General features: G+C 64.8%; 11 protein-coding genes and 1 riboswitch. Of the genes, 9 read left to right on the top strand and 2 right to left on the bottom strand.

From position 1 onward, the window contains the following. Positions 1 to 120 precede the first annotated feature (120 nt). On the bottom strand, positions 121 to 2,421 hold the full coding sequence (gene metE / locus Q368_RS0117935; RefSeq protein ID WP_029460424.1) for a 5-methyltetrahydropteroyltriglutamate--homocysteine S-methyltransferase: 2,301 nt from the start codon (positions 2,419 to 2,421) through the stop codon (positions 121 to 123). Between the two features lie 177 nt (positions 2,422 to 2,598). Further along, positions 2,599 to 2,787, bottom strand: a riboswitch (cobalamin riboswitch). A gap of 553 nt (positions 2,788 to 3,340) precedes the next feature. Here metE and aprB point away from each other — a divergent pair. From aprB to Q368_RS0117890, 9 genes are all read left to right on the top strand, one after another. Beyond that, a complete protein-coding gene (aprB, locus tag Q368_RS0117930; protein ID WP_029460423.1) occupies positions 3,341 to 3,832 on the top strand; it encodes an adenylyl-sulfate reductase subunit beta in 492 nt (163 codons plus the stop codon). Positions 3,833 to 3,884: 52 nt separating this feature from the next. Continuing rightward, positions 3,885 to 5,876, top strand: a complete 1,992-nt coding sequence (gene aprA / locus Q368_RS0117925; protein ID WP_029460422.1) for an adenylyl-sulfate reductase subunit alpha — start codon at positions 3,885 to 3,887, stop codon at positions 5,874 to 5,876. A 155-nt stretch (positions 5,877 to 6,031) separates the two neighbouring features. Then, positions 6,032 to 7,273: a CoB--CoM heterodisulfide reductase iron-sulfur subunit A family protein gene (locus Q368_RS0117920; RefSeq protein WP_029460421.1), complete on the top strand. Its 1,242-nt coding sequence runs from the start codon at positions 6,032 to 6,034 to the stop codon at positions 7,271 to 7,273. A gap of 5 nt (positions 7,274 to 7,278) precedes the next feature. After that, a complete protein-coding gene (locus Q368_RS0117915; RefSeq protein ID WP_029460420.1) occupies positions 7,279 to 9,570 on the top strand; it encodes a hydrogenase iron-sulfur subunit in 2,292 nt (763 codons plus the stop codon). Between the two features lie 12 nt (positions 9,571 to 9,582). Beyond that, positions 9,583 to 10,782, top strand: coding sequence for a quinone-interacting membrane-bound oxidoreductase complex subunit QmoC (gene qmoC, locus Q368_RS0117910; RefSeq protein WP_029460419.1), 1,200 nt, complete (start codon positions 9,583 to 9,585; stop codon positions 10,780 to 10,782). Between the two features lie 15 nt (positions 10,783 to 10,797). Further along, a complete protein-coding gene (locus Q368_RS0117905) occupies positions 10,798 to 11,490 on the top strand; it encodes a hypothetical protein (RefSeq protein ID WP_029460418.1) in 693 nt (230 codons plus the stop codon). A gap of 220 nt (positions 11,491 to 11,710) precedes the next feature. Then, positions 11,711 to 13,444, top strand: coding sequence for a gamma-glutamyltransferase (ggt, locus tag Q368_RS0117900; RefSeq protein ID WP_052360277.1), 1,734 nt, complete (start codon positions 11,711 to 11,713; stop codon positions 13,442 to 13,444). Between the two features lie 97 nt (positions 13,445 to 13,541). Next, positions 13,542 to 14,234 carry a Crp/Fnr family transcriptional regulator gene (locus Q368_RS0117895; RefSeq protein ID WP_029460416.1) on the top strand — a complete coding sequence of 231 codons (693 nt, stop codon included), beginning with the start codon at positions 13,542 to 13,544 and terminating at the stop codon, positions 14,232 to 14,234. 5 nt (positions 14,235 to 14,239) lie between these two features. After that, complete coding sequence (locus Q368_RS0117890) at positions 14,240 to 14,854, top strand: cyclic nucleotide-binding domain-containing protein (protein WP_029460415.1); 615 nt, start codon at positions 14,240 to 14,242, stop codon at positions 14,852 to 14,854. 111 nt (positions 14,855 to 14,965) lie between these two features. Here the strand turns inward: Q368_RS0117890 and Q368_RS0117885 are convergent, their stop codons facing one another. Continuing rightward, positions 14,966 to 16,138 (bottom strand): GNAT family N-acetyltransferase, encoded by a 1,173-nt coding sequence (locus tag Q368_RS0117885; RefSeq protein ID WP_029460414.1) that lies wholly within the window; start codon positions 16,136 to 16,138, stop codon positions 14,966 to 14,968. Positions 16,139 to 16,156: the final 18 nt, after the last annotated feature.

Below are 16,156 nucleotides of genomic sequence, written 5' to 3'. Positions count from 1 at the left end.
TCTTCCCGCATTTGGCCGGGAAATACTTCTTCCCCTCTCCCCCGGGTTCCCCTTTCGGGGTGGTCCAGGAGGGGCCCCCGGCCCCTCCTGGCCGCCGGAGGCCTTCTTCCCCTCACTCCCCTACGCCAACCCCAGGCGCTTGCGCGCCCGTTTCGCCGCTTCCACCATGTGGGCCAGGGCGGCCGTGGTCTCGGGCCAGGCGCGGGTCTTGAGGCCGCAGTCGGGATTGGCCCACAGGCGCGCCGGGTCGATGACCGCGGCGGCGCGCTGCAGCAAATCCTCCATTTCCTCGACCGACGGCACGCGGGGACTGTGGATGTCGTAGAGCCCGGGTCCGATCTCGTTGGGGTAGGCGAAGTCGGCGAAGGCGGACAACAGCTCCATGCGGCTGCGGCTGGCCTCGAGGCTGATGACGTCGGCGTCCATGGCCGCGATGGCGAGCACGATCTCGCCGAATTCGGCGTAGCACATATGGGTGTGGATCTGCGTTTCGGGCCGGGCCACGGCGGCGGTCAGGCGGAAGTCGTCCACGGCCAGGGCCAGGGCCATGTCCCAGTCCTTGCGCCGCAGCGGCAAGCCCTCGCGCAGGGCCGGCTCGTCGATCTGGATGACGCGGATGCCGGCGGCCTCGAGATCGGCCACCTCGTCGCGAAGCGCCAGCGCGATCTGGCGGCGGGTGGCTTCGCGCGGCTGGTCGTCGCGTACGAAGCTCCAGCACAGGATCGTCGCCGGCCCGGTGAGCATGCCTTTCATGGGCTTGGCCGTGCGCGAGGCGGCGAACGTCGAAAAGGCCACGGTCATGGGCGCGGGGCGCGAGACGTCGCCGTGGATCACCGGCGGCTTGACGCAGCGCGAGCCGTAGCTCTGCACCCAGCCGTTTTCCGTGAAGCAGAACCCGGCCAGGCGCTCGCCGAAATACTCCACCATGTCGCCCCGCTCGGCCTCGCCGTGGACGAGCACGTCGAGCCCGAGCGCCTCCTGGCGCGCGACGACGTCGGCGATGGTGTCCTTGAGAAAGGCCTCGTAGCCGGCGGCGTCCAGGACGCCGCGCTTGAAGTCGCGCCGGGCGCGGCGGATCTCGGGCGTCTGGGGGAAGGAGCCGATGGTGGTCGTGGGCAGGGGCGGCAGGGCGAGTGCGGCGCGCTGCGCCCTGGCCCGCTCGGGGTAGGGGGCCGGGCGGTGGAACAGGTCCACGCTTATGGCGGCGACGCGCGCGCGCACGGCGTCGTCCACGGCCAGGCGGCTTTGGCGGCGGTCCTCCCAGGCGGCACGGTTTTCGGCCAGGGCGGCGGCCACGTCGGGGCGCTCCCGGCCGCCGGGCGCGGCGGCGTCGGCGAGCAGGCGCGTCTCGCGGCATTTCTGCACGGCAAAGGCCATCCAGCGCTTGAGCGCCGGATCGAGGCGCGTCTCGGCGTCGAGGTCCGTCGGGCAATGGAGCAGCGAGCACGAGGGCGCGACCATGAGGCGCTCAAGCCCCACATGGCTCGCGGCCAGCTCGATGCGCGCCAGGGCGGCCGCGGCGTCCACGCGCCAGATGTTGCGCCCGTCGATCAGGCCCAGGGACAAGGAGGTCTCTGGCGCAAGGGCCCTGGCGACGACGGCGAGCTGGACGGGGTCGCGCACGAGGTCGAGATGCAGCGCGCCGAGGGGCAGGTCCGCGACGCACGGCAGGTTGTGGGCGATGCCGCCGAAATAGGTCGCGAGCATGAGCCGGGCCGGGGCGGCCGCCGCGATGAGGCTCCCGTAGGCGTCGCGGAAGGTCGCGGCGAGTTCCCCGGGCAGATCCTGGGCCAGGACGGGTTCGTCGAGTTCGATCCAGGGGCAGGTTTGCGCCAGCCGGCCGAGGAGTTCGCGGTAGGCGGGCAGCAGCCGGGGCAGCAGGTCCAGGGGGTCGCCCGCGGCGTCGGCGAATTTGCCGCAAAGAAGGAACGTGAAGGGGCCGGGCAGCACGGCCTTGGCGGGAAAACCCGCGTCCTTGGCCTCGCGCGCCTGGTCGGTCAGGGCGTCGCCGACCAGGGCGAACGACTGGTCACGGGCGAATTCCGGCACGATGTAATGGTAGTTGGTGTCGAACCACTTGGTCATTTCCATGGCCGTGACGTCGCCGGACGCATCCTGCCCGCCCCGGGCCATGCGGAAATAGAGGTCGGGCGTGACGGGGCCGCCGGCGTGGCCGTAGCGTGGCGGCACCACGCCGAAGCGCGCGGCCGCGTCGAGCATGTGGTCGTAGAGGGAAAAATCGCCGACCGGCACGAGGTCGATGCCGGCCTCGCGCTGGAGGCGCCAGTGGCGCAGGCGCAGGTCGGCGGCCAGGGCGAGCAGGGCGTCCAGGGAAAGCGAGCCCGCCCAATGGGCTTCCAAGGCGGTTTTGAGTTCACGGGCAAGGCCCATGCGGGGAAATCCCAGGGTGTGCGTCAGCATGCGACAACTCCATAGCTGGCCCGAAGGCGTTGGGGTGGAGGTCGGCAAGACGGCGGAACGCAAAGGGCGCGCAAAATAAAGAACCCGTTCCCGCAAGAGCGGAGAACGGGCGCGAATGCAGGGAAGGCGCGGGCGCAGCCCGTTCCCTGGTCATTCCGGCCCGGATCGCGAGGCCTGGATGCCGACCTTTTCGAGGCGTCTTCTGGCTTACGGGGCCGGTCGTTCGACCGAGCGGGCATGGCCGCGTCCTTCCCGGGCGTTACACCCAGTGGACGGCGGCCGGTCATCCCCGAATACAGCAGCGCGTCTGCGACGGATTCTCACCGTCTTCCGTTTCTCGAAAGGTCCTCAAACAGTGACGACCTGGGTATCCCGGGGAGCTTGCCGCGTCAAGGCGCGGGACGATGCGGGGGGAGGGCGTGTGAAAAGTCACAAGGTGCGGGCGGTTGTGGGAGAAACCGGGGCAAAGGGGGGAAAGGGCTTGCGCGGGCAGTGCGGGACTGCTACAGGAAAAGGTGCCATCAGCCTTTTTGCAGAGCGGCCTTTTCCACCCGTGAGGGTAGGGGATGGCGTGGTCCGCGCGGGGTTTCTGGGGGACGTGAAAAAAAGAACTTTCCCCTTGACGCGGGTTGCGGCGCTTGTTAATTTGCTCACAAGCTATCCGCTGGCAGGTTCTAAACGGTAGCGATACCGGGGTGTTGCCCGTCGCAGATGATGGGCAGGGTGCATTTTCGCCCGCAAGGCCCCGGCGACTTGTTCTCGGTGTCGGCACCAAGCGACGCCGGCGCGAGGGCAGGCCGGGAACGGTGACGCACGAGCGTCGTCGATCCGGCGCGCGGATGTCCTGTCGCGCAACGGCGTGTAGCTCTTTTGGATTGGGCGCTGGGTGTACAACAACTAAACGTTTGGAGGATGAACTATGCCTACCTTTGTGGATCCGAGCAAGTGTGACGGATGCAAAGGCGGTGAGAAGACCGCGTGCATGTACATTTGCCCCAATGACCTGATGATTCTGGATCCTCAGGAAATGCGCGCTTTCAACCAGGAGCCGTCCGCCTGCTGGGAATGCTACTCCTGCGTGAAAATCTGCCCGCAGGGCGCCATCTCCGCCCGCCCCTACGCCGACTTCGCTCCCATGGGCGGCACGTCCATCCCCATGCGCTCGGCCGACTCCATCATGTGGACCGTGAAGTTCCGCAACGGCAACATCAAGCGCTTCAAGTTCCCGATCCGCACCACCCCTGAAGGCTCCATCAAGCCCTACGATGGCAAGCCCGAAGGCGCCAACCTGGACGACGAACTGCTTTTTACCGAGACCGCCCTGGCCACCCCCAAGGAAGCTCTCGGCAAGAAGTTCGACGTCACCGGCATGGACACCGTCCAGTGCTGGCTCGACGGCTTCTGCCAGTAGTCCAGACCGGTACCCAACTCGCTAGTCATTCATCCTACGGAGGAACTATATCATGCCGACGATTCCTGTGAAGGACGAGCCCAAAGGCGTTGCCCTTGCCGAGCCGGAACTGATTGAAAAAGACGTTGACATCCTCATGGTCGGTGGCGGCATGGGCTGCTGCGGTGCGGCCTACGAGGTCTGCCGCTGGGCCGACAAGATCGGCGGGATCAGCGTGATGCTGCTCGACAAGGCCGCCCTCGAGCGCTCCGGCGCCGTTGCGCAGGGCCTGTCCGCCATCAATACCTACATCGGCGAGAACGTCCCGGACGACTACGTCCGCATGGTCCGCACCGACCTCATGGGTCTGGTCCGCGAAGACCTGATCTTCGACGTCGGCCGTCACGTCGACGATTCCGTCCACCTGTTCGAAGAGTGGGGCCTGCCCTGCTGGACCAAGGACGCCGACGGTCACAACCTGGACGGCGCGCAGTCCAAGGCCAAGGGCGTGTCCCTGCGCACCGGCGCCAAGCCTGTCCGCTCCGGCCGCTGGCAGATCATGATCAACGGCGAGTCCTACAAGTGCATCGTGGCCGAGGCTGCGAAAAACGCCCTGGGCCAGGATCGCTACATGGAGCGCGTCTTCATCGTGAAGCTGCTCCTGGACGCCAAGCAGCCCAACCGCATCGCCGGTGCGGTCGGCTTCTCCACCCGCGAAAACAAAGTGTTCGTCTTCAAGGCCAACGCCATCCTGGTGGCCTGCGGCGGCGCGGTCAACGTGTACCGCCCCCGCTCCACCGGTGAAGGCATGGGCCGCGCCTGGTACCCGGTTTGGAACGCTGGTTCCACCTACACCATGTGCGCTCAGGTCGGCGCCGAGATGACGATGATGGAAAACCGCTTCGTCCCCGCCCGCTTCAAGGACGGTTACGGCCCGGTCGGCGCTTGGTTCCTGCTGTTCAAGGCCAAAGCCACCAACGCCAAGGGCGAAGACTACTGCGCCACCAACAAGGCCATGCTGAAGCCCTACGAGGATCGCGGCTACGCCAAGGGTCACATCATCCCGACCTGCCTGCGTAACCACATGATGCTCCGTGAAATGCGCGAAGGCCGCGGTCCCATCTACATGGACACCGCCGGCGCCCTGCAGTCCACCTTCGCCAACCTCAACGCCGAGCAGCAGAAGCACCTCGAGTCCGAGGCGTGGGAAGACTTCCTCGACATGTGCGTCGGCCAGGCCAACCTCTGGGCCTGCACGGACACCGAGCCCGAGAAGAAGGGCTCCGAGATCATGCCGACCGAGCCTTACCTGCTCGGTTCCCACTCCGGCTGCTGCGGCATCTGGGTCTCCGGCCCGGACGAAGCCTGGGTGCCGGAGGAGTACAAAGTCAAGGCCGACAACGGCAAGGTCTACAACCGCATGACCACGGTCAACGGTCTGTTCACCTGCGCTGACGGCGTCGGCGCCTCCGGCCACAAGTTCTCCTCGGGCTCCCACGCCGAGGGCCGCATCGCCGGCAAGCAGATGGTGCGCTGGGTCGTCGACCACAAGGACTTCAAGCCCACCCTGACTGAAAAGGCTTCCGACCTCGCCAAAGAGATCTACAAGCCCTGGGAGACCTTCAAGGCCAACGTCGGACTTTCCACCGACCCGGTCGTGAACCCCAGCTACATCACCCCGCACAACTTCATGATGCGCCTGGTGAAGTGCACGGACGAGTACGGCGGAGGCTGCGCCACCCTGTACACGACCTCCAAGTCCCTGCTCGACACGGGCTTCCAGCTGCTGCAGTACCTCGAAGAGGACAGCCAGAAGCTGGCCGCCCGCGACCTGCACGAGCTCATGCGCTGCTGGGAGCAGTACCACCGCCTGTGGACCGTCCGCCTGCACATGACCCACATCTCCTTCCGCGAAGAAACCCGTTACCCGGGCTTCTACTACCGCGGCGACTTCCTGGGTCTGGACGACAGCAAATGGAAGTGCTTCGTCAACTCCAAGTACGACCCGGCCACCAAGGAGACCAAGGTCTTCAAGAAGGCCTACTACCAGATCATTCCCGAGTAGGAATGACCAGAGCGGCCGCGGGGTTCTCCCGCGGCCGCTTTTTAACGGTCTTACCCGGGCGGATGGACCGTGCTTTGACGCCTACGGCGGGGGCGGTCTATCCTCGCGGATCAGGCCGTTTTCTTGCTGGCCTTAACCATTGCCGGGAGGTTGCGATGGGAAGCAACGCGATACTGGTCGTCGGCGGCGGCTTCAGCGGCATCACCGCCGCGCTTGAAGCCGCGGAAGTCGGCCACGAGGTCTACATCGTCGAGAAAAATGCTTTTCTCGGCGGCCGGGTGATGCAGCTCAATAAATATTTCCCCAAGCTGTGCCCCCCGTCCTGCGGTCTGGAAATCCAGTTCCAGCGCATCAAGAACAACAAGAACGTCAAGTTTTTCACCCTGGCCGAAGTCACCAAGGTCTCGGGCAAGGCCGGCGACTACGAAGTCACGGTGAAAATCAGGCCCCGCTACGTCGAACCCGGCAGCGTCGATCTCTCCGAGACGGTCAAAAAGCTTTCCAAGGACGTCAAGAGCGACTTCGAATTGGGCCTCGGCGAGCGCAAGGCCCTGTACATGGACGTCCCCTTCGCCTTCCCCAACCGCTACGTTCTGGACAAGGAACGCTGCACCAAGGAAGACCTGGAACTCCTGTCCGGCGCCGACGTGATCAACCTCGACGACGCGCCCAAGGAAATCGTGCTCAAGGTCGGGTCCATCGTCTACGCCACAGGCTGGAAGCCCTACGACGTGACGCGGCTCACCAACCTTGGCGCGGGCGAGATCGCCAACTGCGTCAGCAACATGCAGCTCGAGCGCCTGGCTTCTCCGAGCGGACCCACCCGCGGCAGGATCGTGCGCCCCTCGGACGGCAAGGCCCCGCGCTCCGTGGCTTTCGTGCAGTGCGCCGGTTCGCGCGACGAAAACCACCTCAACTACTGCTCCTACATCTGCTGCATGGCGTCCCTCAAGCAGGCCGCCTACGTGCGCGAAGCCTTTCCGGAAGCCCGCGTCACCATCTACTACATCGACTTGCGCACCCCGGGCCGTTACGACAACTTCGCCAAGCGCATCCTGGCCGATGACCGCATCAATGCTGTCAAGGGCAAGGTTGCCGCCGTGGCCGAGGACGCCGGCACAGGCGACGTCATCCTCACCGTGGAAGACGCCGTGTCCGGCATCAAGTCCGACAACCGCTTCGAACTGGTGGTGCTGGCCACGGGCATGCAGCCGAGCATTGCCGGCGAGCGCCTGCCGGTGGACGTGCCCCTGGACGAAATGGGCTTTATCGTGGGCGGCGAGGAGAAAGGCATTTTCGCCGCCGGTTGCGCCGCCACGCCCCTTGACGTCATGAAGTCGGCCCAGTCCGCGACCGGCGCGGCCATGAAAGCAATCGCTTTGGTGCGAGGGAGGTAGCGGCGATGGCCGAAAAAATCGGTGTGTATATCGACGAATCCAGCGTCGCCCCGCTCCTTAACGCCGAGGAGCTGGCCGCGTACGTCAAGGAGAAATGCGGCGGGGCCTGCCCCATCGTCAAGGCCCACAAACGGCTGTCGAGCCCCGACGGCGTGGCCATGATCAAGGCCGACGTCGACGGCGGCGAAATCGACGCGGTGCTCATCTGCGGCACTTCGCCCCGGGTCGACTGGGACGTTTTCACCTTTGGCGACAAGGTGCTCGTCGACCGCGTCAACCTGCGCGAGTTCGTGACCCTGTCTTATAAAAACCCCGACGGTTCGTCCGTCGCGGCCGGCGGCCCCATCCCTGCCGAACTGCTTTCCATGGTGCATGACTACCTGCGCATGGGTGTGGTCAAGATGCAGAAGATGAGCCGGCCCAATCCGGAGCTGCCCGAGACCAACAAGACCATTCTGGTCCTCGGCGGCGGCTTCACCGGCCTGAACGCGGCCCTGGCCGCGGCCGGCGCCGGCGCCGAAGTCATCCTCGTGGAGAAGTCCGACAAGCTCGGCGGCCGCGCCGCGGGGCTCTACAAGACCTTTCCCATGAGCTACCCCTACCTCGAAGCCACGGACACCGGCATCGACCGGCTCATCGGCCTCGTGACGGGCAACTCCAAGATCAAGGTGCGCCTCAACACGAGCCTCAAGCAGCTCGCCGGCGCGCCGGCCATGTACGAGGCCACCCTGGCCTCGGGCGGCAACGAGGAAAAACTCCCCGTGGGCTCGGTGGTCCTGGCGGCCGGCTGGTCGCCCATGGACACCGAGGCGCTTGCGCCCTTCGGCTACGGCAAGCTCAAAAACGTCGTGACCTCGGCCGAGTTCGAGGCCATGGTCAAGGCCGGCGACATCAAGCGCCCCTCCGACGGCAAGGCCCCGGGTTCGGTCGCCTTCATCGTGGACGTGACCAAGCTCATGGAGGCCGCCACGGCCGAGGCGGTCGCCGAGATCCCCGCCGAGGAAGCCAAGGCCGAAGAGAAGAAGGAAGGTGAGGAGGAAGCCCCCTCCTTCAACCCGATCAAGACGCCCAAGCACCTGGCCTACTCCTCGGAGCTGACCAGCCTCGTCGCGCTCAAGCAGGCCAACTACGTCCGGGAAAAGCTCCCCGACGCCGTGGCCATGATCGTCTACGACAACATGATGGTTCCGGGCATCAACGAGCGCTACTACCGCGCCGCCCAGGACAATCCCGGCATCATGCTCACCAAGGGCACGGTGACGGGCGTGACCGAGGAAGGCACGAGCCTCGTGGTCGCGGCCAAGGACACCCTCCTTGGCGGCGCGATCACCCTGGCCGCCGACCTCGTCGTCCTGCCCACGGGCCTCGTGCCGGCAACGGCGCTTGACCCGACCATCAACCTGCTCTACCGCCAGGGTCCGGCCTTCCCGGACCTGGGGCTGTTCGACGGCTTCGCCGATTCGAACTACATCTGCTTCCCCTACGAGACCCGCCGCACCGGCATCTACGCCGCCGGCTGCGTGCGTCAGCCCATGACCATGGCGCAGGCCCGGGAAGACGCCGCGGGCGCGGCGCTCAAGGCCATCCAGTGCGTCGAGTCCGCGAGCCATGGCGTGGCCGTCCATCCCCGTTCGGGCGACCTTTCCTACCCGGTGTTCAACTTCGTGCGCTGCACCCAGTGCAAGCGCTGCACCGAGGAATGCCCGTTCGGCGCCCTGGACGACGATGAGAAGGGAACGCCCAAGCCCAATCCCACGCGCTGCCGCCGCTGCGGCACCTGCATGGGTGCCTGCCCCGAACGCGTCATCTCCTTTGACAACTACAACATCGACATGATCGGTTCCATGATCCGCGAGTGCGAGATTCCGCCCAAGATCGAAGAGGGCGGGCCGCGCGTGTTCATCCTGGCCTGCGAGAACGACGCCTACCCGGCGCTCGACATGGCGGCCATCCGCGGCAGGAAGTGGAGCCCCTACGTGCGCATCATCCCGGTGCGCTGCCTGGGTTCGGTCAACGCCATCTGGGTGGCCGACGCCATGAGCAAGGGCGTCGACGGCGTCATGCTGCTCGGCTGCAAATACGGCGACGACTACCAGTGTCACTTCGTCAAGGGCTCCGAGATCTGCAACCGCCGCAAGGAAAACATCGCCGAGTCCCTCAAGCGCCTCGGCGTCGAGCCCGAGCGCGTCGAGCAGTATCAGGTGGCCATCGACGAATACGACAAGGTCCCGGACATGATCGACCAGTTCATGGATATGGTCCTCAAGATCGGCCCGAACCCGTTCAAAGGCTATTAGGAGGAAGGCTCCATGTCATACGCCGAGCGTATCAAACCCGATCTGCAGTTCGTCAAGGACCTGCAGGCGGCTGGTGGCGAAGCTTGCAAGAAGTGCTACCAGTGCGCCACCTGCAGCGTGGCCTGCCCCCTGGCCCCGCCCGAGAACCCCTTCCCCCGCAAGGAGATGGTCTGGGCGCAGTGGGGTCTCAAGGACCGTTTCGAGGGCGACATCGACATCTGGCTGTGCCACAACTGCCAGACCTGTTCCGATCTGTGCCCCCGCGGCGCGCGGCCTGGCGACCTCATCTCCGCCATCCGCAACATCACCTACCGGGATCTGGTGTCGCCGAGCATCATCGGCAAATGGATGAGTTCGGCCAAGGATCTGCCGAAGCTCATCGCCATCCCGGCGGTCCTGTACCTGTTCATCTGGCTCCTCAGCGCCGGCTTCGGCCTGCCCGAGGGCGAGATCGTCTACGGCAAGCTCTTCCCGGGCGACTTCACCATCGACCCCATCTTCGGCCTGGTCGCCATCTTCGTGATGTTCTCCTTCTACAAGGGCGTGACCAAGCTGTGGAAGAGCTTCGACAAGACCATCCCCACCACCCTGCACATCGGCGCGCCGTACAAAAAGCCCAGCCTGATCGAATCGATCAAGGCCGTGGTCCTGGACGAGATCGCCACCCACGTGAAGTGGAACGAGTGCGGAAACGATAACACCGAACGCTACAAGGGCCATTTGTCGCTGTTCTACGGCTTCGTGGCTCTGGCCATCGTCACGTCCATCGTGGCGGTGTCCCACTGGGGCGGCAAGATCGTGCACTTCATCGCGCCGCTGGGGCACACGCCCATGCCCCTGTGGAGCCCGGTGAAGCTGCTCGCCAACGTCGGGGCCATCGCCCTGCTCTACGGCCTGACCATGCTGACCCGCCGTCGTCTGAGCGTCGATCCCGCCAAGTCCACGTCGTCCTACTACGACTGGTATCTGCTCGGGGTCATCTGGGCCGTCGCCCTTACGGGCCTTGGTTCGGAGATCTTCCGTCTGGCCGGCGTGGCCGCCCTGGCCTACCCGACCTACTACCTGCATTTGATTGCGGTCTTCATGCTGTTTGCCTATCTGCCCTGGTCCAAGCTCGGGCACTTGGTCTACAGGACGACGGCGCTGGTGTACGCCCATCAGGCTGGGCGGCTTCCCCTCAAACGTGACGAAGCCAAGACTTTCATGGTCTAATTTAAGGAGGATACCATGGCTGAAGCTCGCAAAGTCTTCCCCATGAACGCGTTCGTGTCGTACCTGAAAGGCGTCGACAAGGAAGGCAACAAGAAAGCCGTGGCCGAGATGGTCGGGTTCATGGCCGGCATGGAAATCGATGCGGAACTCGCTCCTTTCGCCGCCGCCCTGGCCAAGGCCTGGATATACGAACAGCATCCCGAACTCGTGCGCATGAGCAGCGGCGAGCTCGGCAGCACCGCCCAGAACGTTTCCGTGTCCGTGCTGCCGCCCGACGTCGTGGCCGAAATCAGCGCCATTTTCGCCAAGCTGGCCGAAACCAAGAAGGCCAACGAGGAAATGTCCGCCAAGCTCGCCACCGTCGAGAAGGAACTGGCCGAGAAGACCGCCATCCTGAAAGACGTCGAGGTGCGCTGCAAGGCCGCCGAAGAAAAGGCCAAGAAACTCGAGGCTTCCATGAAGGACGAGGGCGAGAAGGTCATCGTCGCCTCCGAAGCCAAGGTCACCGAATACATCGGCAAGGTTGACGAGCTGCTCAAGATGATCGAGGATGTGAAAAAGCATGGCGTTGTCACCGTGGCTGCGGGCGGCGCCGCCCCGGCCGGCGGCGAAGCCGCTGCCGGCGGCACCGGCGAGCCCGTTGTCGGCGGCGAGCCGTCTTCGGACTTCGGCTTCGGCTCCGACGCGTTTGCTACGGACAAGTGGTAGAAAACGGCCCCGTGCCGTTCAAAAGGGGGAGGCCTCGGGCCTCCCCCTTTTTTTTGCGCTGCGCATGGGGAAGAGGCTGGGCTGGGGAGAATGAAATATATTTTTCAAGAATGGCAATAGTTATTAAAATAAAATCTTTATTTACATTACATTTTAAGATGGCTAACATTTTTGGCGCAAGTCAAAAGGTCGGATGCGAGTCCTGTGAAAGGAGTGTACGATGACGTTTCGAAAATGCGTTGTCTTGGTTGGAGTCTTTTCGATGACCCTTTTTGTGGGAACCCTCCGGGCACAAACCGGAAAATACAGCGAGACGGCCTCCCGGACCATCGACCCCATGACCACGAAGGGGATGGTCACCTCGCCGAATTATCTGGCCACCCAGGCCGGTGTGGATGTGTTGCGCGCCGGTGGCAATGCCGTGGACGCGGCCATTGCCGTCGCGTCCACGCTGGCGGTGGTCTACCCGCAGATGTGCACGCTCGGCGGCGACAATTTCTGGTTGATTTACAATGCGAAGACCGGGGAATTGCGCGCCCTGAACGCCAGCGGCCGGGCCGGCGAAAAAGCGACCATCGATTTTTACAAATCCAAGGGGCTGAGCAAGATTCCCTCCCGCGGATTCCTGGCTGCCAATACCGTGCCGGGCGTCGTCTCCGGTTGGGATGCCGCCTACCGCTACGCCAAGGAATCCATGGGGAAAAGCCTGCCCTGGGCGCGCCTTTTCCAGTCCGCCGTCGCTTATGCGCGCGACGGTTTCCCCGTCAGCCCGAGCCTGGCGTATTGGGAAGCGATCAACGTCAATCCCAATGATCAGGAATTCCGCAATCTCCAGCGCTTTGATGCGTTTTCGGGCATGTACCTGAAGCCGGGGGGCAAGGCGTACACCTTCGGCGAAGTCATGAAACTGCCCACCCTGGCCGCGACACTGGAGACCATCGCCACGGACGGGGCGGACGCCTTCTATAAAGGTCCCATTGCCAAGAGGATTGTCGCGTATCTCCAGCAAAACGGAGGCATGCTGACGCTCGACGATTTCGCCAAGCATACGGCGGACTGGGTCGAACCGATCCATGTGCCGTACCGCAACCTTGTCGCCTACAATTTCCCGCCCAACACCCAGGGGATGGCCTCCCTCGAGATCCTGAACATTCTGAACAATTTCGACGTGCAAAAGCTCGGCGAAGGCTCCGCGGACTATTATCACCTGATCGTCGAGGCGACCAAGGAGGCGTTTGCCGATCGCGATCGCTACCTGACGGACCCGGCTTTCTCGTCCATTCCCCTGAAGGACCTGCTCTCGGCACAACACGGCAAGGATCAGGCCGCGCGCATCGATCTCAAAAACGCGGCGAAGGAAGTCAAACCCCTTGACCCCAAGGGCGACACGATCTGGCTTGGCGTGGTGGACGAACAGGGCAATGCCGTTTCGTTGATCCAGAGCATCTACCATGATTTCGGTTCCGGAATCGTGGCCGGCGATACCGGGGTGCTGTTGCAAAATAGGGGCAGCTTCTTCTCCCTGGATCCCAACCACGTCAATCATCTCGAACCGCACAAGCGCACATTCCATACCCTCAATCCCGCCATGCTGTTGCGGGACGGCAAGCCCTACCTCGTGTACGGCACCATGGGCGGCGAAGGGCAGCCGCAAACGCAGGCCGCCATCGTGACGCGTATCGTGGATTTCGGCATGACGCCCCAGGACGCGATCGCCGCACCCCGCTGGCTGCATGGCCGTACCTGGGGAGCGTCGTCGAACGATCTCAAGCTGGAAAGCCGCATGAGCGATGCCGCAGTGGAAGAATTGCGCCGCCGGGGGCATCCCGTTAAGGTCGTTGACGCCTACACGGATACCATGGGGCATGCCGGGGCGATCCTGATCGATCCGCAAACAGGCGTGCGCTTCGGCGCGACCGACCCGCGCGGCGACGGACTGGCGGCCGGATACTGATCCCGGTCAAAGGGTCTGCAAGCTGGGGCGGCGCGCTGGGCCGCCCCTTTTGTTTTCGGAAAGGTCGGCGGGGCGTGGAAGGTGAACCGGAGGAACTATGGACCAGACCGCGCGGATGATCCTGTTGCGATCCCTGCCGCTTTTCGGGGGCATGCCCGAAGCGCGGCTGCAAACGCTCGCGGCGAACGCGCGCGCGACCAGATATGCGCCCGGGGCGCTCCTTGCCGTCAAGGAGCAGGCCGCGGACGTTTTCCACTGCATTGCCACCGGGCAGGCCAAGGTCTACCGGGCCGGGCCGGACGGCCGGGAACAGACGCTTTTCCTGCTCGGGCCCGGCGAACCCTTTTGCCTGTGCACGCTGGTGGACAGCGCCTCCTTTCCCGCTTTCGCCGCCGCGCTTGCCGAGACGCTGGTGTTGGAATTCCCGACCAAAGCCCTGGCCGAGGCGATCCAGGACAGTCCGCAGGCGTTCACCGACCTGATGCGGCTCATGTGCGGCCGGTTCAAGGAGGCCATGGCCATGATCGAATCGCTTGCCCTGCGCGACCTGCCCGGGCGTGTGGCCGTCTTTTTGCTGCATGAGGCCGGCAGGGCCCTGTCCGGGGACCTCGTGCGCCTTTCCATCAGCCAGCGCGAGGTGGCCAAGATCGTCGGGGCCACGCCCGAAGCCCTTTCCCGGGCGCTCAAGAAGCTCGCGGAAGCCGGCCATGTCGTGGTGCGCGGCAGGAAAATCGAGATTCGCGACCGCGCCGGACTCGAGGCGGCCGCCGCCGGGAATACGGAGGGCTAGGCGGTATGCGCCGGATCGAGGACGCCGACGCCGCTCGCGTGCTTGCCCTTATGGCGAAGCTGCCGCTGTGGGCGGGGTTTGCGGGCGAGGACCTGGAACTGTTGCTGCGCACCGGGGCGGTATCGCTTTGCCTGTTCGATGCGGGCGAGACCGTGGTCGAGGAGGGCAACTACGAAAAGACCTTTTTCGTGCTGCTCGACGGCGCGGTGCGGGCGCTGCGCGGGGGGAAGCGGGTCGCGGTCATGGACGCGCCGGGTACGGTCTTCGGCGAGATGAGCTTCATCCTCGGCAAGGGGCGCACGGCCACGGTGGTGGCCGATGTCCCGTCACGCTGCCTGGCCGTGGACATGGGCTATGTGGATTTCCTGCCGAGTCCGGAGCGCGAGGATTTCCTCATCCGCATCTTCCGCCGCCTGGCCGAGGTGGTGACGGCGCGGCTGGGGTCGGCCAACGCGCGCAAGGCGACGATCCTGACGGCGATCCGGCAGCGACGCGATGCGCTGCGCGCGCATGTCGCGGCCGAGCGCGAGGCGATCACGGCGCTGCGGCGCGAACTGGACGGCCTGGATACGGCCGACGACGAGGAAGTGCTACGGCAACTGCTCGATCGCAAGTTCTAATGCCGCGTCCCCAAGAAAGTGCATTTTTTTGGAGGACAACTTCTACGTATCCTTATTTTGAAAAATACGGACGTATTTTTTAAGGGACGCAACCAGCCGGTCTGTGCCGGCCTAGCCCTTGCGCCGCAGGGGCAGCAGTTCGTTGAGCTCGTCGATGTAGTGGTTTTCCAACTGGTTGACGCGGTCGATGTGCGTGCGGAAGATCATGTCCATGCGCGGGTCGAAAAAGCGGTGGCTGCTGTAGCTGGATACGGACACGAAGCCGCGACGGGCCTTGTGCGCGCCGCCCATGCCGGGGTCGTACCGGGTGATGCCGTGGGCGATGGCCCAGGCGATGGGGGCGTAGTAGCACAGCTCGAAGTGCAGGAAAGGGATGTCCTCGAACGAGCCCCAGTAGCGGCCGAAGAGGATGTCGCGCTTGTGGGCGAGCATGGCCAGGGCCACGGGGTCGCGGCGGCCCTCCCGGAACGCGGCGGCAAAGGCCAGACGGTGGCGGAAGGCCGCGGGCAGACCCTCGAAGAAGGCCGGCGTCAGGTAGCGGCAGCCCCAGGGACCGAACTTGGCGTTGGTGCGGTCGTAGAGCTCGCGCATGATGGGAAAAAACGAATCCGGGATATCCGCGCCGGAGACGATCTCCACGCGCACGCCGGACGCGGCCAGGGCGCTGCGCTCGTGGCGCACGGACTTGCGCCGGTTGGCGTTGAGCGTGGACAGGAAGTCGTCGAAATCGGAAAAACCGCGGTTGCGCCAAAGGTAGCCCTGATGCCGCCAGGCCGTGAAGCCGTGGTCCTCCGAGGCGGCGGCGAAGTCCGGTTCGGTGAAGAGCAGGGCCGCGCCCTGGACGCCGTTGCCCAGGCAGTATTGTTCGACGGCTTCGAACATGCGCCGGGAAAGACGCACCTGGTTCATGTCGGAGTCGGCCAGGAAGCGCAGTCCTGTGGCCGGGGTGAAGGGGCTGGCTGCGACGAGGCGCGGAAAGTAGGGCAGCCCCAGGCGCGAGGCCGCCTCGCCCCAGAGCTGGTCGAAGACGAATTCGCCGTCGGAGTGCCACTTCAAGTACATGGGCAGCGCGCCGACCATGACGCCGCCGGCATGGGCGAGCAGGTGGTTGGGATACCAGCCCTTGGCCGGGGCGGCGCTGCCGGAGTCTTCCAGCAACTTGAGCCACGCGTATTCGAAAAAGGGCGTGTCCAGGGGCTCGGCCAGGGCGTCCCAACGTTCCTGGTTCGCCTCGGCCATGGACCGGGCGAAGCGCAAGGTCAATTGGTCAGTGGGAACCGTCATACCGCCTCCATACGCCCG

The organism is Solidesulfovibrio alcoholivorans DSM 5433, assembly GCF_000702665.1.
Classification (GTDB): Bacteria; Desulfobacterota; Desulfovibrionia; order Desulfovibrionales; family Desulfovibrionaceae; genus Solidesulfovibrio; species Solidesulfovibrio alcoholivorans.
The sequence above is the reverse complement of the archived record's forward strand: the minus strand, read 5'-3'. Positions and strand labels throughout refer to the sequence as shown.

Bases quoted from the DNA above. Each gene is read 5' to 3' on its own strand.
- metE (WP_029460424.1), bottom strand. From the start codon at position 2,421: ATGCTGACGCACACCCTGGGATTTCCCCGCATGGGCCTTGCCCGTGAA.
- aprB (WP_029460423.1), top strand. From the start codon at position 3,341: ATGCCTACCTTTGTGGATCCGAGCAAGTGTGACGGATGCAAAGGCGGT.
- aprA (WP_029460422.1), top strand. From the start codon at position 3,885: ATGCCGACGATTCCTGTGAAGGACGAGCCCAAAGGCGTTGCCCTTGCC.
- Q368_RS0117920 (WP_029460421.1), top strand. From the start codon at position 6,032: ATGGGAAGCAACGCGATACTGGTCGTCGGCGGCGGCTTCAGCGGCATC.
- Q368_RS0117915 (WP_029460420.1), top strand. From the start codon at position 7,279: ATGGCCGAAAAAATCGGTGTGTATATCGACGAATCCAGCGTCGCCCCG.
- qmoC (WP_029460419.1), top strand. From the start codon at position 9,583: ATGTCATACGCCGAGCGTATCAAACCCGATCTGCAGTTCGTCAAGGAC.
- Q368_RS0117905 (WP_029460418.1), top strand. From the start codon at position 10,798: ATGGCTGAAGCTCGCAAAGTCTTCCCCATGAACGCGTTCGTGTCGTAC.
- ggt (WP_052360277.1), top strand. From the start codon at position 11,711: ATGACGTTTCGAAAATGCGTTGTCTTGGTTGGAGTCTTTTCGATGACC.
- Q368_RS0117895 (WP_029460416.1), top strand. From the start codon at position 13,542: ATGGACCAGACCGCGCGGATGATCCTGTTGCGATCCCTGCCGCTTTTC.
- Q368_RS0117890 (WP_029460415.1), top strand. From the start codon at position 14,240: ATGCGCCGGATCGAGGACGCCGACGCCGCTCGCGTGCTTGCCCTTATG.
- Q368_RS0117885 (WP_029460414.1), bottom strand. From the start codon at position 16,138: ATGACGGTTCCCACTGACCAATTGACCTTGCGCTTCGCCCGGTCCATG.